Annotated in this window: 17 protein-coding genes; 5 read left to right on the plus strand and 12 right to left on the minus strand. The window is 47.5% G+C overall.

The window, feature by feature from the left end:
• The first annotated feature begins 3 nt into the window (after positions 1-3).
• Positions 4-1,329, plus strand: a complete 1,326-nt coding sequence (locus GVN20_RS27185) for a RagB/SusD family nutrient uptake outer membrane protein (RefSeq protein ID WP_166561367.1) — start codon at positions 4-6, stop codon at positions 1,327-1,329.
• A 186-nt stretch (positions 1,330-1,515) separates the two neighbouring features.
• Here GVN20_RS27185 and GVN20_RS27190 read toward each other — a convergent pair whose 3' ends face one another.
• The 12 genes from GVN20_RS27190 to GVN20_RS27245 form a co-directional block, all read right to left on the minus strand.
• Positions 1,516-2,259: an RraA family protein gene (locus GVN20_RS27190; protein WP_166561368.1), complete on the minus strand. Its 744-nt coding sequence runs from the start codon at positions 2,257-2,259 to the stop codon at positions 1,516-1,518.
• 52 nt (positions 2,260-2,311) lie between these two features.
• Positions 2,312-3,124, minus strand: a complete 813-nt coding sequence (locus GVN20_RS27195) for an SMP-30/gluconolactonase/LRE family protein (RefSeq protein ID WP_166561369.1) — start codon at positions 3,122-3,124, stop codon at positions 2,312-2,314.
• 2 nt (positions 3,125-3,126) lie between these two features.
• A complete protein-coding gene (locus GVN20_RS27200; RefSeq protein ID WP_166561370.1) occupies positions 3,127-4,392 on the minus strand; it encodes an MFS transporter in 1,266 nt (421 codons plus the stop codon).
• Positions 4,389-7,289 (minus strand): glycosyl hydrolase 2 galactose-binding domain-containing protein, encoded by a 2,901-nt coding sequence (locus tag GVN20_RS27205; protein ID WP_166561371.1) that lies wholly within the window; start codon positions 7,287-7,289, stop codon positions 4,389-4,391. Before GVN20_RS27205 ends, GVN20_RS27200 begins: the two co-directional genes overlap by 4 nt.
• Positions 7,290-7,326: 37 nt before the next feature.
• Entirely contained in the window at positions 7,327-8,118 is a 792-nt protein-coding gene (locus GVN20_RS27210) for an SDR family NAD(P)-dependent oxidoreductase (RefSeq protein WP_166561372.1), read from the minus strand.
• Between the two features lies 1 nt (position 8,119).
• Positions 8,120-9,547 carry a cellulase family glycosylhydrolase gene (locus tag GVN20_RS27215; protein ID WP_166561373.1) on the minus strand — a complete coding sequence of 476 codons (1,428 nt, stop codon included), beginning with the start codon at positions 9,545-9,547 and terminating at the stop codon, positions 8,120-8,122.
• Between the two features lie 11 nt (positions 9,548-9,558).
• Positions 9,559-10,749, minus strand: coding sequence for an enolase C-terminal domain-like protein (locus tag GVN20_RS27220; RefSeq protein ID WP_166561374.1), 1,191 nt, complete (start codon positions 10,747-10,749; stop codon positions 9,559-9,561).
• A gap of 31 nt (positions 10,750-10,780) precedes the next feature.
• Positions 10,781-12,109 carry an endo-1,4-beta-xylanase gene (locus tag GVN20_RS27225; RefSeq protein ID WP_166561375.1) on the minus strand — a complete coding sequence of 443 codons (1,329 nt, stop codon included), beginning with the start codon at positions 12,107-12,109 and terminating at the stop codon, positions 10,781-10,783.
• Positions 12,110-12,111: 2 nt separating this feature from the next.
• The gene (locus GVN20_RS27230) at positions 12,112-13,008 is read right to left on the minus strand and encodes a LamG domain-containing protein (RefSeq protein ID WP_166561376.1); all 897 of its coding nucleotides are present in this window, start codon (positions 13,006-13,008) and stop codon (positions 12,112-12,114) included.
• A gap of 7 nt (positions 13,009-13,015) precedes the next feature.
• Positions 13,016-14,467, minus strand: coding sequence for a RagB/SusD family nutrient uptake outer membrane protein (locus GVN20_RS27235; RefSeq protein ID WP_166561377.1), 1,452 nt, complete (start codon positions 14,465-14,467; stop codon positions 13,016-13,018).
• A 33-nt stretch (positions 14,468-14,500) separates the two neighbouring features.
• Positions 14,501-17,488, minus strand: a complete 2,988-nt coding sequence (locus tag GVN20_RS27240) for a TonB-dependent receptor (RefSeq protein ID WP_166561378.1) — start codon at positions 17,486-17,488, stop codon at positions 14,501-14,503.
• 191 nt (positions 17,489-17,679) lie between these two features.
• On the minus strand, positions 17,680-18,417 hold the full coding sequence (locus GVN20_RS27245; RefSeq protein ID WP_166561379.1) for an IclR family transcriptional regulator: 738 nt from the start codon (positions 18,415-18,417) through the stop codon (positions 17,680-17,682).
• A 574-nt stretch (positions 18,418-18,991) separates the two neighbouring features.
• On the opposite strand from GVN20_RS27245, the gene GVN20_RS27250 reads away from it, so the two are divergent.
• From GVN20_RS27250 to GVN20_RS27265, 4 genes are all read left to right on the plus strand, one after another.
• A complete protein-coding gene (locus GVN20_RS27250) occupies positions 18,992-19,183 on the plus strand; it encodes a hypothetical protein (RefSeq protein WP_166561380.1) in 192 nt (63 codons plus the stop codon).
• 310 nt (positions 19,184-19,493) lie between these two features.
• Positions 19,494-19,934, plus strand: a complete 441-nt coding sequence (locus GVN20_RS27255; RefSeq protein WP_166561381.1) for an HYC_CC_PP family protein — start codon at positions 19,494-19,496, stop codon at positions 19,932-19,934.
• A 120-nt stretch (positions 19,935-20,054) separates the two neighbouring features.
• Positions 20,055-20,618: an AraC family transcriptional regulator gene (locus GVN20_RS27260; RefSeq protein ID WP_114464113.1), complete on the plus strand. Its 564-nt coding sequence runs from the start codon at positions 20,055-20,057 to the stop codon at positions 20,616-20,618.
• Positions 20,619-20,653: 35 nt separating this feature from the next.
• Positions 20,654-22,141 carry a multicopper oxidase family protein gene (locus GVN20_RS27265; protein WP_166561382.1) on the plus strand — a complete coding sequence of 496 codons (1,488 nt, stop codon included), beginning with the start codon at positions 20,654-20,656 and terminating at the stop codon, positions 22,139-22,141.
• Positions 22,142-22,144 lie beyond the last annotated feature (3 nt).

Here is a 22,144-nt window from a genome sequence, read left to right on the forward strand (position 1 = left end):
TCTATGAAAAAGATCATCCTATATTCCATTTTATCAGGACTTATGCTCACGGCTACGTCCTGTGACCAAGAGTACCTCAACCCAAGCGCCGCGAGTGAAACGCAGGTTACGACCGACCTCAACGGCTTGATTACACTTTGCAATGGATTGCAATTTCGTTATACCAGCACCCGAGCGGGTGTTCTATACACTGCCATTACGGCCAGCGGCCTTACTACACGTGAGTTGACCGTTTTGAACGCAGGAAACACCGATGAAGATCAACTCCGAATCGGCGGTGCTAACGTAACACCTAGCAACGGCGTTTTGCGTAATTTATGGTCACAAAATCAATTGGTGAAAGCCAATGCCGATTTAATCTTGAAAAGCGTAGGCAGCGTTGCTGGCGATGCAGGGACCAAGAGCGGGATTACGGTTTATGCTTCCATATTCAGAGCCTTGGCGCTTGGTACTCAGGCCCAATTTTGGCAGCAGTTACCCGTAGAAACCGCAGACAACGCCAAATTTGTAACCCGCGAAGAAGCATTAAAGGAAGCTGTTCGCACGCTTGAATCGGCGGCAACTACCCTTGCGGCAACGCCCGTTTCAACTACGTTTACAGGCCGTATTGTTCCGGGAATTGATTTAGCAAATACCCTTCAAGCATTGATTGCCCGTTTCAGCATTATGACTGGCGACAATGCCAAAGCCTTGGCGGCCGCCAACAAAGTTGATTTGACCAAAAAGTCATCGTTTAATTTTGACGATGCTGTTCAAAACCCGCTGTTTTTTAACACCTTCGGAAACCGTAACGTGACCGAACCCTTGAATGCTACATTGGGCTTGCCTGAAGCATTACGCCCAATAGCCACCGACAAACGATTGGCATTTTATTTGTCTAATCCCGCTGGGGTACCAGTAGGTGGGGTAAATCTAGGTCGCGCCAGCTTCTTTACCGCCAACAACGCTGGCATTCCAGTGTATTTGCCAGGAGAAATGTTGTTGATTCGTGCCGAGGCGAGTGCCCGTCTAAATGATTTAGCGGCTGCCACAACCGCTCTGAACGCAGTCCTAACCAAAACCACCGATGCGTGGGGAATTGGGGCAGCATTGCCTGAGTATGCAGGTGCCAACACGGCCGACGCTATTTTGACCGAAATTTATCGTCAGCGTAGTATTGAACTGTACCTGTCGGGATTGAGATTAGAAGACAGTCGACGTTTCAATCGTTTGGCCCCAGTTGCTGGCAATACCGCTTCTCAAATCGAGCGTAATCGTACTTTCTACCCTTATCCATTGGTTGAACGAGATAACAACGGAGCCAATACCCCTGCCGACCCCGCGATTTAAGTGCTGAATTTGTTAATGCTATATTATACAAAAAATCCCTGCCTCACGACAGGGATTTTTTGTATAATATAGTCATCAGAACTTTCACAACCCGTTTTAAAATATCAATCAAGGGGTTTGAACATTAACTGAATCTTGCCAAATAGACTGCGCGGGCAACCCAGCATACTTTCTCTATTTGCAAATTTAGAAGTAGCCTCCTTTTTCGGTAATTTCCTGAATGCTTTGCCCTTCATGGACCCATTCAAAAATCACCCTTTCGTTTTCTTTGATTTCCTCAGCTCGAAGCAACACTTGATAGGCAATCTCCCTCGGCACGACCAATACCCCGTCAATGTCGCCCAATACCACATCCCCAGGTTTGATGGTAACATCTCCAATCTGTAAGGTCACCTGATAATGGGTGATCAGGCAACGGCCAAGACTACCGTTGGAAATACGGTATTTGTAAAAAATAGGAAACCCTTCGGCAATGATCTGGTGGGTATCTCGGATGCCGCCATCAATGCAGGCAGCTTTTACTTTTTTCCCTTTGGCGGTCGCAGTCATTACTCCACCCCAGAGCGTAGCTTTTTCGTCGCGTGAGGTGTCCCACATGATGAATGTATCTTCCTGTATTTCGTCCAGCATCTTGACCCGGAACTCCATTTCTCCCTTGATCATGGCATTGGGAGAGCTTTTAACAGTAAACGCAAATCCCGCGACGGTGTGGTATTCGCGCAGGGGTATTATATGATTGGGCAACGCCTGATTAAGAAGGCAAAATTCCCGCAATACGTCATTGACCGCTCCGGTGTAGAGTTGCTCAAAACGAGTTAAGAGTTCTTTTTCAGCAATGGGAAATGTGACGTCAGGTTTGCCTTCGCGGGCTTCGATGAGTTGTTCGAGGTTCATCATGCCCACCTCTTTTTGATATTGATCTACACTCATATTTTTATTTTTTATTTGATGAATTTGTTACCTGTTTGGATATATACTCCATTTAAAGGGGCTTACAGCTTAAGATTTGTCCTTTTTCGGCTTCGGTAATAACCAATCCCGATTTTCTGGTAGGGTCAAAGGCGCAGTTGGTGGGATTTTGCCCCGGCATTGGTATTTGCCCGATGAAGACTCCTTCCAGGCTTACCACTCTGACCGACGCGGTACCGTAAACGGCCACATAGAGATTTCCATCTTCCCCGAAGGCCATTCCGTCCGGACCACCGGGGCCATCAGGGCCGCCGATGTTACATTCTATTTTTGCATTTTGCCAAACTGCGGCATCTGCATTCCATTGGCCTTTCCAAAGACGGTGTCGGTACGTCTCGGCTATTACGAGCTCCATTCCGTCAGCGCTGAACGCCAATCCGTTGGGAAAATACAGGCCTTCGGCAATTTTCCTGACCTCACCTAATTTAGTCAACACACAAACATAACCGGTCGGCTCTCGGCGAGAATTGCCGGGACAGGTAAAAACCAAGTTACCGTTAATGTCAAAGGCAAGGTCGTTGGGGTTGCTCAGAGCTTCGGTTCCGCATTGATAAACAATGGTTTGTGTTTGTCGGGTTACAGGGTCAAACCGACGGACTGAGTTTTGTTCCGAATCACAAAACCAAATATATCCCGCTCCGTCAATGGCAACGCCGTTGGGGCCGCCTCCGACGGGAAAGCGATGAAGTCGGCCGTCTTTGAGTTGAACCAAACTTCCTCCTTTTAATTCTACCGCCCACAAACTTCCATCCACTGCAAAAGCAGGGCCCTCCGGAAAATTCAGACCTTCTGCCATTATATTTACTTCCGCCTCTAACACCTTCATTTTCAACGGATTTTATCTTTTTCAAAAAACCAAACCACCGCCATCCAGATAAGGGCCGCTCCCAGAACGTACATAAATGAAAGATAGGATAACCCCGCCGACAAACCCAGTGTAGGTTTAAGTACCCCCAAAATATACGGCGAAGTAGCCCCCACCAAAAAAGCACAGGCCAGCATTAGCCCATACGCCGACGAACGGATGTTGGGCGCCACCACTTCATACAGCGACGCAACGATGTTGGAATCATACCAACCTCGAAAAATGCCAAAGAAAAACAGCGCGGTATAGGTTACTGTTGGAGAAAGGCTGACGCTCATCAAATAGATAAACGGCGCGCCTAATAATAGCCCTAATGCCTGCACGATCAGACGGCTCTGCGGTTTTTTGGCGGCGTAGCGGTCGGCGATTTTGCCGCCCATCAGTACACCCAAGAATGCCCCAGCATGGTGATAAAACAGTGAAGTAAAGCCCGCTTCGGTGAGCGATTGGCCAAATTTTTCGGCTAAAAACGATGGCATCCACGTCAGATAGCCCACGTTGACAAACACCATACAGGCAAACGCCAAAGTTAGCATCCAAACTGTAGGTTTACGAACAATAATGCGGGCAACCTGACCAACACCGGGCGTATTTTCAGCATTAAAATCATTTCCGAAATTATTTACAAACGCCGGTACATCTTTTTTTACCCGCAGAAAAAACACAATGCCAAGCAGTATACCAAAACTGCCGAAGAGAAAAAAGGCTCGTTGCCAACCGTAATGCTCACCTACATACCCCGCAATCAATCCGCTCAAAATAATGCCGAAATACACCGCCGTTTGATGGATCGATAGGGCCAATGAGCGATTTTTAGGGTGGTGCTCACTCAATAGGGAATTGGCCGAAGGCGCATAAAATGCCTCTCCCCCACCCGTTGCCATACCGCGTAACAGCACGAATTGAATCAGCGTGGTACAAAAACCTGTACTCAACGTAGCCAATGACCAGAAGACAAGGCTAACACCCAGAATATTACGCCGCGAAAAACGATCACCGATAAAACCAGCAACGGGGACGAGCAGACCATAGGTCCAGACCAAGGCCGAGGCAATGAGTCCAAGTTCGGCATCCGACAGACCCAAATCTTTGCGAATCAGCGGCAGTACTACGCTGAAAATCTGACGGTCGGCCTGATTCAGAAAAAAGGCCAGCCACAGCAGTACCAGCAGCTCCCATTTATAGTTTTTGCGGGTGGCAAGCGGCGGTATTTCCAATGATTTGTTCATAATTTCACTTCCGTTTTAGGGGAGTTCCACGCTGAGAAACTCACTTTTGCATTGTTTTGTGTCTCAGGTTCGCGCCAGAGTACGTCCAGCGTTATTTGGCGGCTTTCACCAGGTGCCAGCCAACTGTAATTATCGCTTGCCACGATGGCCCGCTTGGTGCCGCTGATGTCCACTTTGGTCATAAAGGCGGGCAGATTACCTTCATTTTTTACGCGCACGGTAATTCGGCTGTGTTGAGCATCTATTTTTTCATGATTTACAACCGCCAACTGACAATGGGTAACCGATTTGGCCACGGTGGGTTTCAGCCACGGGCCTTTGTCGAGCGTGATCCATTCAATGGGTTTGGTGGTGTAGTCGTCATAAAAGGCGGCATCTTCCATTTTTGACAACACGCGCGGATAATAAAAAGAGCGCGAAATCAACTTGCCGGCAGCATCCTTCAGTTCAGTCAACACCAACAAAAATCGGTCTCGGTAATCGGCCGGAATCTGAAAATCACCCGTTTGTAAAGCATTAACTGATGGCCCTGCCTTAATTGTAACGGGTTTTTGTTGGTGCCAAAGCGATTTGAATGAATCATCCAGCACCGTCACGGACACCTGCGCTCCCTTTATCGGCTGTGTTTGTGCATGAGTGATTTTGACAGGCAGGTTGATTTTTTCCCCCGCTTTCCACAACATCCTTTCTAAATCAACAGCTACGTGGGTAGGTTCATAGGTTCGTTTAAGAAAATAATACGGCGCGCCAGCGTGGCCAAACCAATCCATGAGTTGGATGGCGATAACGGGCCAATGACGCTTAAACACCCACGGCATCAGTCCCGCTGTAACGGGATAATTGCCCTGTATTTTTTCCGAAAAAATCTGATAAAACTCACCCGCTCCCACCTGCGACGCCTCCGAAATGGCATCAATGCTCGGGTCGGTTACGTCTGTAATGTGCGAGGCGCGGCTCAGCATACGCGGTACACGCCCAGGGCCGTATTCGGTGAAGTGGTGAATCAACTCAGGGTGGGTTTTGTAGAATTCTTTGTCCCACATTTTACCCAAATCCGTAAATTCTTTGTTATCAACGGTTTCATAAAAAACGCCCGCTTCCGGGATAGAGTGCATGCCTGTTTCGGAAATCCACGGCGCTTTGGCATAGCTGCGGTTGTACCAGATCGGGTCCATGTCGGGGTAGGTGTGAATGGCACCGTGGTCGGGCGTAGTCCGCTTAAAAACGCGGGAAGGATCAAAGAGTTTGAGGTTACGCTCAATGATTCCGAGGGAAGCAGCATTACCCAATGAATAGGCGTTGAATTCATTGCCCCCGCACCAGATGGCCAGCGATGGATGATTCCGCAGCCGCACAATGTTTTGCACTACCTGTGCTTCCCACACATCCTGCGGATAGTCGGGCGTATCCTGATTTCCGATGGGGAAGTCCTGCCAAACCATGATACCCAATTCATTACAGAGGTCGTAGAAATGCTGCGTTTCGAGCAGACCCCCACCCCAGATGCGAATGAGTTGAACCCCCATTTTTTTTGCAGCTTCTAGCGTCCAGCGGTAGCGCTCGCGGTTTAGGTCGAGCAAAATATCCTGCGGTGTGAAGTTCATACCTTTCACAAATAGCTTTTTGCCGTTGATGACAAACTGCCAGTTATCCCAGCGGTCGCGGGTGCGCTCTCCCGCCGTGGGCAGGTACTCAATACGGCGCACACCGTACGTAAACCGCAAATTATCAACGGTTTTACCCTCTTTTAAGAGCGTGATTTTTACTTCGTACAGCTCCGCTTTCCCCAATCCAGTGGGGTTCCACAACTTCGGGTTGGGCAGCGCAATGTCTTTTTCGAGCCAGTTGCGACCTTTGGTCAGGTTGACCTGCCATGTCTGTTTGAGTGCGGAGGTTGTCCCCGACAGCATCTCAAACTGTACGGTATAATTTTCCGTAACAGGCTCAAATTTTTGACCATAATTGTTGGGATGATCGAGTTGCGCATTGACCCACGGGTGGAGTGAAAGGTTGGTGGAGGCTTCGTTGGCCAAAAGTTCTAAAGAAAGGTGCAGGGTAGCGGATTGTAAATTATTCAGGCCTTTTAGGTCGGTTGTGGTCAAATAAGGTCGCTCCAAATGTACTTTCGGGACCACTTCCAGCCGCACGCCCTGCCACATACCCACGCTGAAGAAAGGCTCCCCGCCCGAGCCGCCTGAAATCACCCAGGGCTTGATGATTTTCCCGCTTGCGCGGGGGTTGTAACCAGTACGTTTTGAGTAGTCAAATTCGCCCGAAGCCGAGCGCGGTAAATTCTCATAATACGTGGCTTTGTTGCCCCAATTGCCGGCACGCACTTCCACTACAATTTCGTTTTCGGCTTTTAAAAAACGGCTTATTTCCACGGTCGGTCCGCCAAACATGCCTTCGTGAACGCCCACAAGCGAGTCATTGACCCATACTTTTGAAAAATAATCCACGCCCTCAAAGCAGAGAAAAACGTAGTCGTCGGCTCCTTTTTCGGGCAGTTTGAACGAACGGCGATAATACCAAGCTTTTTCGTCGAGCCAAGTGTATTGCAGGGAATTTTTGTGGTAATACGGATGCGGCAGTTTTCCCGCTTTGAAATACGACCAATGCACTGAATTGGGCACCGAGGTGCTGAAAACGTCTTTCAGGGCCTTTAGTTCTGAAGTATTTTTAATGGGTTGGTCGGCGTGGCCAAGTGACCAGCCCTCTCCCGACAACTCAATGTGCTGATTGCCCGACCGCTCCGTGACACGGAAAGGCTGCCACAAAGCTTTGTCTTTGACCTGCGAAAAGGCGGCCTCCGGCCATAGGATGAAAACCAACAGCGCGACCTTCCCTGCCGCAAGAGATATTTTGTATAAATGATGGAAATACGTTTCTTTCTTCATGAGTAACGCTCTTTTATTCTATGTTCAGAAAAGGGTTTTATTCTTCGTTTTGATAAGGCGACGGTTTTCCGTAGCCGCGCATTAGCAGCAGACCGCCGTCGAGGGTCAGACTTGCGCCCGTTAGGTAGCTGCCCGAAGCCAGCAGATCCACCACGATAGCAGCGGCTTCCTGCGGTTGACCGAAGCGTCCCAAGGGAATACCGTCGTTGACTTCTTTGAGCAAAGCGGAATTTTGCCAAACTGAGGCCGTAATATCGGTCTGAAAAGCGCCGAGCGCGATGGTATTCACCTTGATTCGGTGCGGCGCCAATTCCATCGCTACTCCCTGCATGAGAGTTTCGAGAGCGCCTTTGGTGGCTCCGTAAGTGCTTAATCCCAAGCCAGGCCGCAGGGCATTGACCGACGTAATAGTGTAAATACTACCTTCGGTTTTAGTTTCTACCATTTTTCGGGCAATGGTTTGGGTGAGGAAAAACGTACCTTTAAAATTGACATTCGTAAAGGTTTCCACATCTTCGACGGTCACGTCCAGAAAGTGTTTTTTATACGAAACACCCGCGTTATTTACCAAAAAATCAATTCCCTGCATCGTTTCCCAGGCTTCATTTCCCAGCCGTTGGGCTTGAACGGGCTCAGACAAATCAGCCTGAAATACCTGCGCAATCCCGCCCAATGCCTGAATCTCTTCGCTCACCTGTTGAGCTTCTTCCGCTTTGTCCAGAAAATGAATGCCCACCGCACAGCCTTCCCGCGCCAATTGCAGGGCAATCGCTTTTCCAATACCGCCAGAGGCACCCGTCACAAGGGCTTTTTTATGTTGTAAACGCATGTTACTTTTCCAATTTTACAATTAGTGAACGCCCAAACTCGGGTAAATGGAATGTACCATCGGCCGTAATTTTACCTTTGGTCCAACGGTTTTTCCACGGGTCATAAAAGGACACATTACGGGCATTTTTCATGGGATTTTGTAATAATTGCCCTGAAACTGTGCGCGCAGGTTGCCCTTCTACTAATTCAGTTTTCCACGTAGCAGCCCCGTCGCGAAGCCAAAGCAACGTTGTTTTTGTGCCATACAACCCGTACATTTTCAGTTGATCGGGCAACGATTTTACCAACGATTCCGCTTTTTCGGCAATGGGGTCAAAGCCTTTGACGGCTTCCGCAAAGCGACCGAAATGCCACCAGAGGTTATTTTTTTCAACGTAATAATCCCAATGCCACGACTGCCCGGGAGCCGCCGCACCTGAAAAGAAAGGCGCAAACAAAATATCGTGGAGCAGGGTACCAAGGGTGTCTTTTTCATACAGTTTTAACGGTCCAGCATGGTGCGGCTCTACGCCCCCCACTTCCGACAAAATAACGGGTTTGTCGGGACTGAAAAGCTTCAACGTCTGCACGGCATCGCTGCCCAATTCATCCATCGGGGCCTGACAAACAGCCAACGCCGCCCCTGTATCCAAATACCGATGCACCTGTGCCAGTTGATTTTGAGGCAGTTGTGAATAGGTACGGTATAATTCCGACGCCGATTCACTGTCAAAACTTCCCAAGGTCTGCATCACCAATTGACGCGGCAGGCGTTTTTTTACTTCCACCAGCATTTCCCGCGTCCATTTCAATAAAATTTCTTTTTGTTTGACATTGACCGCATTAACCTCATTCCACAACTCCCACCCGAAAACGGTCGGGTTGTTTCCGTAGCGTTTTGCTAAAAAATCAACCCGATCCAAGTAGTGTTTTTTGCCCTTTTCGGACAAAAAGAATTCTTCCATGGTGGCTATGTCTGCGGCATAGACGGGACGGTCAAACGGCACAGAAGACGGAAAAGGCGCAGGGGAATTGGTAATTTTTCTAAAATGTTCCAAACAAAATTTGACCCTGATATTGTATTTTTTGGCCAGTATTAAGACTTTATCAATGCGCTCTGCCTGCCGTAAATCATAGCTTCCCGCTTCTTTGTTTTCCACTTCAAAAAGCGGCACACTCAACCAGATGCGGGTAAAATTGCCACCATTCGCCGCCAATCGCCGAAAGTAACGGTCGTAATACGCCAATACCTCCGTTTCTTGGGTAATAAGGCGGGGAAAGCAAATATTGGCCCCAACGGGAATGAACGTACTCCCGTCGCTGAGTGCCAAGTACCGTGCGTCCCGTTGGCTTATTTGCACAAAAAAGGTTGAGTCAGGAGGTATTTGCGCAAAACACTCTCCGAACGAACAATACAAAAGCGTGATAACTAACTTACGTACAGACATATAAGCTGAGTTTATATTCCTCCCACCGTCGGGTACCAGTCAGGTTGGTAGGGATCTTGGTGAAAACGGGCGTAGTAATCGCCTTTTTCTTCGTAATATTTTTCGTAAAACTTCATCTTGTCTTCGTCAAGCGTGACCCCCAGCCCGGGCCCAGTTGGCACTTTGATGCAGCCATTTTCGTACTTCATCAATCCACCTTCGATAATATCGTCGGTGAGGTAATGGTAGTGCGCGTCGCCCGCGAAGGTCATGGTCGGGATAGTAGAAGCGGTATGAATCATGGCCGCGAGTTCAATACCGAATTCGGCGCCGCTGTGCATGGCCACGCCCAGATTGAATGTGTTGCATACGGCCACCAGATCCTTCACGCCTTTAGGGCCTTCCCAATAGTGAATATCGGTGAGGACAATATCTATGGCATTGAGTTTGATGGCGGGGGCAAGGTCATCAAAACGGGCAGGGTACATGTTGGTGGCTATCGGAATTCTGATCTGTTTTCGTACTTCGGCGTTGCCGTTGAGACCCCACGACGGGTCTTCAAAGTATTCAATTCCAAGCTCTTCCAGTCGTTTGCCGATTTTAACAGCAGTCGGTACCGACCATACGCCGTTGGGGTCGATGCGCAGTCCGAAATCATCGCCCAGCCGTTCGCGGCACAGTTCCAGTACCCGCGCCTCTTCGGTCGGAGCCATTACCCCAGCTTTGAGCTTCATGGCATTAACGCCCAATGTTTCGTGCAGTTCTTCGCAATAATCGGCCAGATCTTCGGCTGTCTCATCATGACCACCGCCCGGACGGTCGTAGCGCCAGAACAGATATGCAATAAAAGGCACTTCGCTGCGTACACTGCCGCCCAGTAAATCGCACATGGGTCGGCCCAGCACCTTACCCTGTATGTCGAGACATGCCATTTCGATGGCTGCGTACAAACGGGCATTAGACATATAATAAATACTCCGCAGCACTTTCAGCTTGAGCGTTTCGAGGTGAAACGGATCCAGACCGAGAATACGAGGTTTGAGTTTTTGGAGTGCGCCGCGCTGATCGCCGCCGCCCACTTCTCCGAGTCCGATGATGCCTTCGTCGGTGACGAGTTCCAGAATGGTCCGCAAAAAATAACCCGGATGTACGCCGGTATTGTGACGCAGTTGTGCATTAAGTGGAATGGCTACGCAACGGGTTTTTAAGTCAATGATTTTCATGTGAATTGTGATACAACTTTTTGATAATTAGTTACAACCCGGTAAGCTTAAATTCTTTGGGTTGATTTTTATGAATGGCAAATCGCCGCTCCGTGGTTTTTCCGTTGACTGTGATTTTGGCTACGTATTCTCCATAAAAACCTCTGAAAGAATAACTTTTACCCGAAACGGAAGCTTTCAAATTTGTTTTCCACTCCCGGTTGATTAGCCCGTCCAGTACGTCAAAAGCGGGTTTAGGTTTGAGGGCTTCGTCCAAAAATCCTCCGCGCCACTTGTCTTCTCCTGCTACGGCCGTTCCGTCGGCTACGTTCCACCAAATGATGGCCTCCACCGCGGGATGACTGAACCACAGGCGGTAAAAATTACGGGTCAAACGCGCCTGATTTTCAAGTCCTTCGGGGCCCGCAGGCAAGGCTGGAATGGTGATTTCGGAAACGTGTACGGGCAGCTTATAGCGACCGTATAGATCCAAATTCCGAAATAAATCCGACGGTGTCATGGCCTTTCCGGCTACGACATTGTAATGCAACGGCTCACTGAAAAAGTGAAATTGCAGCCCAATGCCGCCAATCTTGGCCCCTTGGTATTTCAGTTTATCAATCAGCAATTTGTAAGGCGTGTAATCGCGGTGGTAGTTTTGCCACGATTCAGTGGTTACTTCATTGATAAACAGGCGTGTATCGGCGGGATAATGCTTTTGCGCCGTTTTGAACGCTTTCAACGGATATTCGGGCGGCATGGGTACAAGCGGATGGTCTTTCAGTACCTCATTGACCACGTCCCAGGTTTTTATTTTTGAACCGTACCGTTGGGCTAAATCCCTTATTCTGGCATCAATCAAGGGTTGAATTTTGGCCGTATCGACTGGAATCCAAGTAGGAACTGCGTGGTCAGTATTATCCCACACCAACGTATGTCCTTTGGGCGTAATGCCGTTTTTCTCACAAAAATCCAACACCAAATCAGGTGGCGGACGGCGGTAAATGGCAGAGCTGTTGGACGCATAGCGGGGCTTTCCCTGCTCGGGTTCGAGGGTTTTCCAATAAAAAGGGACACAAGCCAAATTAAAAAGCGATTTAAACACTTCTTCATAGCGCTGATTTTCAGCTTCCGTTTTAAATCCTTTTAACATGAAAATATTGGCACCGAACATAAAATCATGTTTTACCTGCTGAATTTCGACCACAGCTTTTCCTTGAAGATCGGGAAACAACAACGTGAAATCGCCCTTTCGATGTTGCTCAATGCCTTCGGCAATGCGTTTTTCGACGGTTGGGTCTTTCCAAAGTGAATCATAACGTTCGGTTTGGGCGAAGGTATGAAATCCACTGAAAATGAGCCCAATAAGTAATTTTTTCATTTTTATTTTTTGGGTAAAAAAGGTGTTGATAACTTTTTCAATTCAGCATCGCTAAGAGCACGGTCAAACACGGCCAAACCGCCGATTTGTCCCTTAAAGAAATTGCCCATACCCGCTTTGAGCAGTACGGCTCCTACCGTAAAATCCGACCCATTGCTGCCTATCCCATCGGGAAAGTAATACGGATTTTTGGAGTGCGTCAGGCCCTCTGGATAGCCGGTAAATCCTTTGGTATGCTCAATTAATTCGGGCTGACGCGCTTCAAAAGTGCCATTGAAATACGACCGAATATGCGTGCCATCGTACGTAAATGCCACACAGCACCATTCGTTGGCAGGAACAGTCTGCGCACTTGCCGAGTAATCAATGGAGTAGGGAAACGGCGGCGTGGGCTTGCCAGTAAGGGAAATATGCCCGCAGACCTGATTGCGACCGTTATAATGCGGCAACGATACAAACAGTCCATACTGCCGTTTGCCGCCGTCTTGGTATTCATTCCAAATCCCCCCCACAAACCCCGTTTGTTCACCCGTCCATTTCACCCAAGCCATTACAGTCACGCCCTGATTTTTTCCATAAATATTGAGCTTGCCGAGTTCGGCATTGGGCAAGGAAAGAAAGGCTTTATTACCGAAAAGCGTCGAGTAGCCCGACAACGGCCCTTCATTGATGCGCGGCAGGGTTCCGTTTTGTTCCGTTAACGGAAACTCAGCTAGTCCAACGGCCTTTCTGGTTTGCCCTTCTTGCTCTTTAAAATCCCAGAGGGCCACTAAGCCCTTGGTTGTCAGCAGTTGCTTCATAGGTTGCCTGTTGGGTTGCCCATGCACTGCGCCTGCCCGAAACAGTATTCCGATAAAGAGCAGCAGGCATGAGCAAAGGAAAAGAATGGTTTTTTTCATACGTATGTTAATACCCAGGATTTTGATCTTTGCTTGGGTCGAGGGCGGTGTTAAAATTCAATTCTCCCACTGGAATCGGCCAAAGTAAATGCTTATCTGCCACGTCTTTTCCTGTGGCGGCTTTGATGATCTGTTTCAATTTAGGCGTACCGAGTCGTTTGAGGTCCAGCCAGCGTTTGCCTTCGTATTGGGTTTCGTAACCTCTTTCCTTTAATACCAGGTCATTAAAGGTTTCAGCGGTATAATCCGCCAACTTGAAATCAACGGTTGAGGGTGTCGTTGCGGGTTTGCCATACGCCCGGCGGTGTACCTGATTGAGGGCTTCCATCGCGGTAGCCGTTGGAGCATTTCCTGCCCGACAGGCTGCCTCTGCATACATTAGAAGCACATCGGAGTAGCGATATATCGGAAAATCATTGCCTGCCGCCGTACCTGAAGGCGCGAGAGCATCCGAAAATTTCTTGCACAACATGCTGTTCGCTCCCAATCCAATGTTCCAATTCACCCAATTATAGCTTTTCCGCAAATCGTTGTTGTCCCAGTTTTTATATATGGGGTTGGTTTGAGAGTCAGTGTAATGTGCGAAAAAACCGCCCGCACCGTGCAATCGGGTGCCTGGGTGATGGGCAAACATGGCCAAATACATGCCCTGATTATTCTGTCTTGTCATTTTCAAATAAAAAATCTCTTCCGGAGAAGTGACTACGGTGGGGCCAAACACTTTGTCAAAATCGGCGGCAACAGTAACAGGTACGAGGGAAAACTGCCCCGATTTGATGATTTCATCGGCTTTGTCGCGGGCTTCGGCGTATTGGTTACGAGTAAAATAGACTTCGGCCAAAGCGGCTTTGGCTGCCCATTTGGTGGCTCGCCCTACTTGCGCGCCTTTGTCGGGTAGGTTGGTTTCAGCTTCTTTGAGGTCAGCAATGATTAAATTGTATACCTCATCGGCGGTACTTCGTTTTACATTGGGCTCAGTGAGTGTGGCTTCGGTCCGAATGGGTACGCCGCCCCAATTTCTCACCAGCCAAAAGTAATTGTAAGCCCGTAAAAATTTGGCTTCTGCCACGTACTTAGCGATGTCGGCCTGACTGATGCGAGCGCCTTTGGGGGCATTTTGAATGACTAAGTTAGCATTGCGAATGCTTAGGTAAAACAATCGCCATCCTTCGTCGGTACGGGGAATATTGGTACTGTTGAGTCCCTGAAAATCGCTCAATACCTGATAACTGCCGCGGCCGTAGCTGTAATCGGTATAAGCTTCTACCTGCGCGCCGAGTTGTCCGCTGATGCCATTGACAGCTCGCAATTCCTGATAAGCGGCATTGACGGCGGTTTCTACTTCGGCTGCAGTATTGTAAAATGTTTCTACCGCTACGGCTTTGGGGGCTTCTTTTAAAACATCCTCGCAGGACATCAAAAAGAAACCCGATACTGCGAAAAAGAGTATTTTTTTCATTTTTTTCGATGATTAAAGTCTTAAGTTCAACGATTAAAAGCCCACACGTACACCAAAGGTTACGGCTTTGGAAGTGGGATAGCTGTAGTGGTCAATGCCCTGACCAATGGAGTTGGCACCTCCCTGTGAGTTGGTTTCGGGATCCCACCACGAGTATTTGGTAAAAGTCAGCAGGTTTTGACCGCTTGCGTAGATTTGGGCTGTGCGCATCCAATTTACGTTCCATTTTTGCAGCGGCAGACTGTAGGCCAACTGAATATTGCGCAGGCGCAGATAAGAACCGTCTTCTACCAAACGGTCGGAATAATTGTAGCTATTGGACCGCGAAATCACGGGATATTTAGCGTTGGGATTGGTGGGTGACCAGTGATTATACAACACTTCGCGGGGCATATTGAGCCCGAAACCATAATCGAGCGTATTGTTGATAGAACTTACATTCAGCAAATCGTTGCCCTGCGTTCCCTGCAAAAACAGCGTCAGCTCCAGTCCTTTGAAGCTCATCGTGGAGTTGAGACCGTAGATAAAATCAGGGTTAGGATTACCGATAATGGTTTTATCCAATTGATTGATCAGTCCGTCGGCGTTCAGGTCTTTGTATTTTTCTTTCCCCAAATCGGTATAGCCGTCTTTCACATAACCGTAAAATACGCTCATCGGTTGGCCTTCACGAAGTAGGTTAGCGTTGTCGCTGATGAGCGTAACGCCCACCGAACCGCCTAAAATATCTGCCCCGTTGTAGAGTTTTACCACTTTGTTGCGATTGAAGGAAATATTACCGCCGATGTCCCATTTGAATGTTTTGTCAATCACGCGGGCGTCCAGCGCAATTTCCACCCCTTTATTTTGAATTTGACCCACATTCTGAATCGTACTGGTGAAACCAAAACCAATAGGCAACTGCACGGTATTAAGCAGGTCGCGGGTGTTTTTGACGTAATAATCCAGCGACAGGCGGTAGCGGTTGTTTTTAAACGCCGCGTCAATTCCGAAATCGGCCTGCTCGGTGGTTTCCCATTTCAGATCTCCGGGCAGACGGGTACCGGGAGCAAACGTATTGTACAAGGCATCGTCAAAGACCGTTTTACCCGCCCCTAAGTTGTTGAGCGTGGCATACGCACCGATGGCCTGACTGCCCGTTTGGCCCCAACTAGCGCGTATTTTCAGGTCGGAAATGAATGAGGAGTTTTTAAGAAATTCTTCTTCCGACACCCGCCACGCCAGCGCTGCCGACGGGAAATAGCCCCATTTGTTGCCTTCACTGTAGCGGGAAGAGCCATCTGCCCGAAAACTGACGGTGGCTAAATACTTGCTGTTATAGCTGTAATTAACCCGACCCAAATACGAAAGCAGCGTAGCAAAGGAATAACCAGAACTCGGAATACCGGGTGTATTGGCCGACCCCAAGTTGGCCGTTTCGGTCACGTTACTCAAAAAGCCCACACCTGATCCGCCCAGCGATGTATTCAAAAAGTCCTGATACGTAAATCCCGTCACCGCTGAGAGGCTGTGTTTGCCAAAGCTTTTGGTATAGCTGACGGTATTTTCACTCAATAAACTCCGCCCCTGGGTGGTAGAAACGCTGGCCGAACCCTGTGAATTGATAAAATTGGTGGTGGTATAACTGTCATTACGGTCGTCGCTATTTTCGATACCGCCCGAAATTTTAATGGCTAAACCCTCAAACGGCTTGAACGTCAGGGCAACGTTGGCCAAGACTCGGTTGGCGGTAATATCGTCGGTCTGCTCATTGACGTAATTCAATGGGTTGGTAATTACGTTGGAAATAAAGGGATAAGCCGTGGCCAACACCCGATAGCTACCGTCATCGTTGTAAGGAGTCAGCGTGGGAGGAGCTGAAATAGCCGCCGAGATCAGGGATCCGCCCCGGTTTCCGCCCCCGTTGTTTTGTCGACTCGTCTGAATATTGGTCAGTGTGGCCCCGTACGAAAGGTTAAATTTCTTGCTGACGTCAGTGGTCACGTTAGCACGCAGCGAATACCGATTGTAGTCGCTGCCGATGATAATGCCCTGTTGCCCAAAAATACTTCCACCAATTGAATAACGTGTTTTTTCAGTACCTCCGCTCACTGTCAGGTTGTGGGTTTGCATGGGCGCTTTGCGAAAAATGAGGTTTTGCCAGTCGTATCCTTCACCGAATCCGTCAATCTGTGCCTGCGTAAAGTACGGAGCCACTTTGTCGTTGACGGCCTGCTCATTGTAGAAGGTGGCGTATTCTTTGGCATTCATCAGATCCAGTTTTTTACGTAGGGTTTGAATGCTGTAACTTCCTTCATAATCCACCTGCGTTTTACCCGCTTTGCCCTGTTTGGTCGTGATCAACACCACGCCATTGGCCCCCCGTGACCCATAAATGGCCGTAGCTGAAGCATCTTTCAGGATTTCGATCGACTCAATGTCGGAGTTGTTGAGAATGGTGGGATTGCTGCCTGAAGTGGGAAAACCATCGACCACGTACAGCGGCTCGTTGCTGCCCTGCACGGAGTTCGTTCCCCTGATCCGAACACTTACCGCACCGCCCGGTGCTCCCGTATTCTGTGTTACCTGCACGCCTGGCGCGCGGCCTGACAGAGCCTGCAAAACATTAGTAGCAGGGAAAGCATTGATTTCCTTCGATTTTACGGAGGCCAATGAACCAGTTAAATCACTTTTTTTCACGGTCCCGTAGCCTACAACTACTACCTCGTTGAGTTGGCGGTTGTCCAACTCAAGCGAAACATCCAACGCGGTTTGGTTTCCTACTGTCACTTCTTTAGGGTTGTAGCCCACAAACGAAAAGACCAACACCGCGTTGGCTGGCACCCTCAGTTTAAAGGCTCCGTCACCATCCGTCGTGGTTCCGGCATTGGTTCCTTTCACCAAAATACTTACTCCCGGAAGCGGAGCACTGTCATTGGCACCCATTACCCGTCCTGATACGGAGCGGTCCTGTGCCATCATTGGTAGTGCCGAAAACAGGAGGCATATTCCTGTGATCCATGCATAAAGTTTGAGTTTCATTGATCGTTGGTTTGGAATAATTTTATAATATAAAATTTAATTTTATTTTATTACAATTATTGCAACAAATACCAATCAGACCAAATTTTTCAGGGATTTTTTTTCATTATTCTCATAAACTGACCAAAAAGAAACCCCGTCTGATTCCTGAAAATCAAACGGGGTAAAAGGTAAAAACACGTTGGATACTTTTATTTCAAGCGTTGTGAAATTCGTTTGGCCGCCATTTTCAATTGATACACCAAGCCCGTTTTATCGGTCAGCATATACCGGTATTCAGGCAGGTAAATGCTCAGACTCGCAACCGTTTTAGTTCCTTTCTGAATCGGTACCGCGAGTCCGATCACCTGCCGCCCGGCCAGCATTTGAAGGGCACATTCCTCTTTTTTGAATTGAGTAAGTTGCTTTTTTAGGTTTTCAACCGTTTCTGCTTCTTTCCAACTTTCAGGATTCGGGAGTCCGTATTTTGCGATAAAGCGTTCAATATCAGCCTCAGGTAGCATTGCCAGCAGCATTCTGCCCGAGGCTGAATCGTATACGTGTTTTTCGGAAGAGGTTCTTACCTGCAATTCCTGCTCGGCGCTAGTACTGTGAATGACAATTCTTTTTTCTCCGTTCAAAATGGCCAGTAAACAGTTCTCATTGGTAATTGCGGTGAGCTTTTCCATCTCCGCTTTGGCCGCTTCGACGAGGTCTTTCCTGTAAGCGTCATTGTTGGTCAAAGCATATGATTTAGCACCCAAAATATAGCCTTTTTTGGTCCCGACCTGCTCCAGATAGTTGCGGGTAACGAGGGTTTTCATGATGTTGGCACACGTTCCGTGATTGAGGCCTAGCGCGTCTGCAATTTCACCTAAAGCGGTAGGCTTTTCGGGATCAGCGGCCACTATTTCGAGAATATCCAAAGCTCTGTTGATTACTTGTATCATTGTTGCAATTTACTTTTATAATGTAAAAGTAAATTTTTGTCATTTTATTCCAACAGACTTCCTGATTTATTTTTTCCTAAGGAAATATTGTATGAGCAGTTGTTCAAAAATAGTTTATTGAATTAAGCAATTTTGCGCTCATGTGACGTACTGATAAACCGACACTAAGCCAGAAAGACCAAGCAGAATTAGAGAAAATGTTGAAAACAAGCGATAACCACTCTTTTCATAAACGTTGCCAACTTTTTTATTAAAGGCCGCCGGCAGAACTTTCATTGATGTTGGCAAAATAGTCGGGATGAATCCGGTGAGCAGGGGCCAGCCGTGCGATTACACATTTTAATGTCCGTTTCAATATGACCCAATCCACTTTTCTTTTCTTGATGGCCTTGGTTTACGTAATCAGAGCCGTATGAGTAATTTTATATTACAATGATAAAATCAAGATATGCGGAAAATTCTGTTATTTTTTCTGCTCTTAGGAGCCTGTTCCAAACCTAAAACTCATATTACACCTTAAGATTGTTCTGTTTCAACAAACCTTTCTGCTTCCTCCATATTTTCGTGAACAGAAATGTTTCTTTATAAATTTGACGAGCAAACGCACATAGCATCTGTGGAGCGAGCCAATTCGTCAACCAGTACTACTTATACTTATGAAGCGTCGAAATTAGTTATTGTGGATAAATCGCCCTCAGGCACAACTAAAAAATATCAATATATGATTACTAAAGACAGTCAGGGTCAAATCATTTCCATTTATTAAACGGCATAGCAGACGGTATTTATAACAGGATTTAAACCTTAGTATAAATCAATACATCTAAGCCCATTTACAAAGAATCATCTGAGTTCACCCCTCGTTTATTCGAGTCGGACAACTGCTACTCCCATCCGTTGTGATAGTTTATGCCGTTGTCAACTGCCAAAAACTCAACCGTCATTCTTAATAAATTAGGCTAGATTTTATCAGTTACAGTCATAATCTGAAAATTCTATAAATGATTCAGGTAAACATGTAATCAAGACAGAGCCTACAGTGTTGTATATTTGCAGTATAATATACAAAACCGCAAATGACTCTCTTCAAGCGTATTTTATGTTTTTACATGGCATTTCAGGTACTGCTAGCCAGTACTGGATTTGCAATGTATGAACATTGGTGCCTGATGAGAGGCTCCAAAACGGTCTCTCTCGTTCATAAAGAAACCTGCTCGATTCGGCACAATGAAATCTTAAAGCCATATTCTAAAGAGTGCACCAACTCGATTCAACGCAGTAAATGTTGTGCCGAAAAGGTGTCACTTCAAAAGATACAGACTCCTTCTGCCCATGGTCATTCGGGGGATTTGGTGGGTCAATATGTGGGGGCTATTTTGGCTTCATTACCCCTTTATTTTTCACCAAGGACATGGTTCAGTCCAGCTATTTCGTTTCGTCTTCCGCATTATTACAGTGCGGCGCCTCCGCTTCACGGGCGTAGTATGCTCGTTTTTATCCAGTCTTTTCTGATTTGATTAGGTAATAGCTCCGTAGCGGGCTAAGGGCAACCATCTTCGTTGCCTGTTGGTGTTTTCTTCTTTCCACCAATATCACCTGATTCACAATGTTATCACTATTCTTATCACCTAGTTGGGATGAAACTGTACATTAAAAACATGGTGTGCAGTCGCTGTAAAACAGTGGTCCGCCAAGAACTTGAAGCCCTCGGGCACGAAGTCCTCACGGTTGAGTTAGGGGAAGTTACCCTCAAAAAACCTGCAACAGAGGCGCAACTCGAAAGCATCACCGAACGTTTGCTTAAGCACGATTTTGAGTTGCTGAGCAATAAAAAACAGCAACTTATCGAACTGGTCAAAACGGCCATTGTCGAATTAGTGCATCAGCAAAACGATGGGCTGCGTCGACAAAAACACTCCGACTACCTCGCCGAAAAAGTCAACCGCGATTACCGCTACCTCAGCACGCTTTTCACAGAAGTTGAAGGTATAACAATTGAACAGTTTATCATCAACCAAAAAACCGAACGCGTTAAGGAGTTGCTGGTCTACGATGAGCTGTCGCTTTCCCAAATTGCAGACCTGCTCAATTACAGCAGTTTGGCGTATTTGTCAACCCAGTTTAAGTCCGTGACTGGCATGACACCCAGTCAATTTAAACAGTTACGGGATAATCAGCGAAAGTCGCTGGATAATTTATAGTGTAGAATTCCTCACACGGATAAATCAAAATTAAGATGAAAAGAGGCACATTTTTGAAAACACTTGGTTTCGGAACGGTCAGCACGCTGGCTGGGGGAGCCATTTTATCCAGTTGCATGAACCACGACATGGCAACCATGACCCCTGCCGTAGCTCCCGATGTATTAGAGGGGAGTTTTTCGACACCGTTATCATTTCCTGAAACTTCTCTGACGGGTACCGCCCTAAATGCTGGCAGCCAAAACATCACTACTATTACGGGAAAAAATACACAGGCATGGGGATATAAGAACGGCATTCTGGGGCCTACTTTCCGTATCCAAAGTGGAAGCACCGTTTCGATTCCGTTTACCAATGGATTGACCGAAGAAACCAATATTCACTGGCACGGCATATTGGTTCCAGCGGCCATGGATGGTCACCCCGACCAAATGGTAATGCCTGGAAAAACGTTTAATTATTCCTTTAAAATTGACCAACGGGCGGGCCTATCGTGGTACCACCCGCACCCGCACGAAAAAACGGGGAAGCAGGTTTTTATGGGTTTGGCGGGTTTATTTATTATTGAATCTGCCGAGGAAAAAGCCATCAATCTACCCGCAGGTGCATTCGAACTGCCATTGGTGATTCAGGATAAACGCTTGAATACGAGCGGGGGAATTGATTACAGACCTACCATGGATGAGGTAATGATTGGCTATATGGGCGAAACGATTATTGTCAACGGAGTTCATTCGCCTTTTCACAATGTGGCCACTCGTACGTACCGTTTGCGCGTTCTGAACGGTTCCAACGGACGTATTTATAACTTGGCCTTGAGCAACGGAAATGCCTTTACGGTCATTGGCTCTGATGGCGGGTTACTCCCTGCCCCTGAAACCGTCACAGACCTTTTGTTAGCACCTGGGGAGCGGGTTGATTTATTGGTCGATTTCAGCAAATCAGCCCTCAACAGCGAGGTATATCTACAAAGCAGCGTTTTTTCGGGGGTAAATTTTCAGGGTCGTCAAGCCTTCAAAATTGTAAAATTTGTCGTCAATAAAGCAGAAACGGATAGTTTCAAACTACCGACTTCACTCCCAGAGATTGCTCCGATTTCTTCATCTGCAACCACCAAAATCCGAACCTTTGATATTGGGGTAGGCATGGGCACATCGGGCGGCCATGGTGGTTCAATGGCGATGAAAGGAATGCACACCATCAACGGAAAAGTATACAGCGGTGAGCGAATTGATGAATCTGTACCCCTCAATAGCACCGAAATTTGGGAATTTAACAACAGCGCCGGCGACGAGCCGCACCCTATGCACCTGCACGGTACATTCTTTCAGGTGGTCAGTCGCACGGGTGGACGTAGTCGTTTGATTGCTTCCGAAAAAGGTTTGAAAGATACTGTGTTAGTCATGCCAGGCGAGAAAGTCCGCATCATCATCAAGTTTACGAATGCTGGAAAATTTGCCTTTCACTGTCATAATCTCGAACACGAGGACGACGGGATGATGCTCAATTTTGAAGTAAAATAGCAG

Origin of the sequence: Runella sp. CRIBMP (assembly GCF_009905605.1) — a bacterium.
Classification (GTDB): domain Bacteria; phylum Bacteroidota; class Bacteroidia; order Cytophagales; family Spirosomataceae; genus Runella.

Coding starts and splice junctions, on each gene's coding strand:
- GVN20_RS27195 (WP_166561369.1), bottom strand. CDS start 3,124: ATGAAGGTGTTAGAGGCGGAAGTAAATATAATGGCAGAAGGTCTGAAT.
- GVN20_RS27250 (WP_166561380.1), top strand. CDS start 18,992: ATGTTTCTTTATAAATTTGACGAGCAAACGCACATAGCATCTGTGGAG.
- GVN20_RS27220 (WP_166561374.1), bottom strand. CDS start 10,749: ATGAAAATCATTGACTTAAAAACCCGTTGCGTAGCCATTCCACTTAAT.
- GVN20_RS27185 (WP_166561367.1), top strand. CDS start 4: ATGAAAAAGATCATCCTATATTCCATTTTATCAGGACTTATGCTCACG.
- GVN20_RS27190 (WP_166561368.1), bottom strand. CDS start 2,259: ATGAGTGTAGATCAATATCAAAAAGAGGTGGGCATGATGAACCTCGAA.
- GVN20_RS27225 (WP_166561375.1), bottom strand. CDS start 12,109: ATGAAAAAATTACTTATTGGGCTCATTTTCAGTGGATTTCATACCTTC.
- GVN20_RS27235 (WP_166561377.1), bottom strand. CDS start 14,467: ATGAAAAAAATACTCTTTTTCGCAGTATCGGGTTTCTTTTTGATGTCC.
- GVN20_RS27210 (WP_166561372.1), bottom strand. CDS start 8,118: ATGCGTTTACAACATAAAAAAGCCCTTGTGACGGGTGCCTCTGGCGGT.
- GVN20_RS27260 (WP_114464113.1), top strand. CDS start 20,055: ATGAAACTGTACATTAAAAACATGGTGTGCAGTCGCTGTAAAACAGTG.
- GVN20_RS27205 (WP_166561371.1), bottom strand. CDS start 7,289: ATGAAGAAAGAAACGTATTTCCATCATTTATACAAAATATCTCTTGCG.
- GVN20_RS27265 (WP_166561382.1), top strand. CDS start 20,654: ATGAAAAGAGGCACATTTTTGAAAACACTTGGTTTCGGAACGGTCAGC.
- GVN20_RS27240 (WP_166561378.1), bottom strand. CDS start 17,488: ATGAAACTCAAACTTTATGCATGGATCACAGGAATATGCCTCCTGTTT.
- GVN20_RS27245 (WP_166561379.1), bottom strand. CDS start 18,417: ATGATACAAGTAATCAACAGAGCTTTGGATATTCTCGAAATAGTGGCC.
- GVN20_RS27255 (WP_166561381.1), top strand. CDS start 19,494: ATGACTCTCTTCAAGCGTATTTTATGTTTTTACATGGCATTTCAGGTA.
- GVN20_RS27200 (WP_166561370.1), bottom strand. CDS start 4,392: ATGAACAAATCATTGGAAATACCGCCGCTTGCCACCCGCAAAAACTAT.
- GVN20_RS27230 (WP_166561376.1), bottom strand. CDS start 13,008: ATGAAAAAAACCATTCTTTTCCTTTGCTCATGCCTGCTGCTCTTTATC.
- GVN20_RS27215 (WP_166561373.1), bottom strand. CDS start 9,547: ATGTCTGTACGTAAGTTAGTTATCACGCTTTTGTATTGTTCGTTCGGA.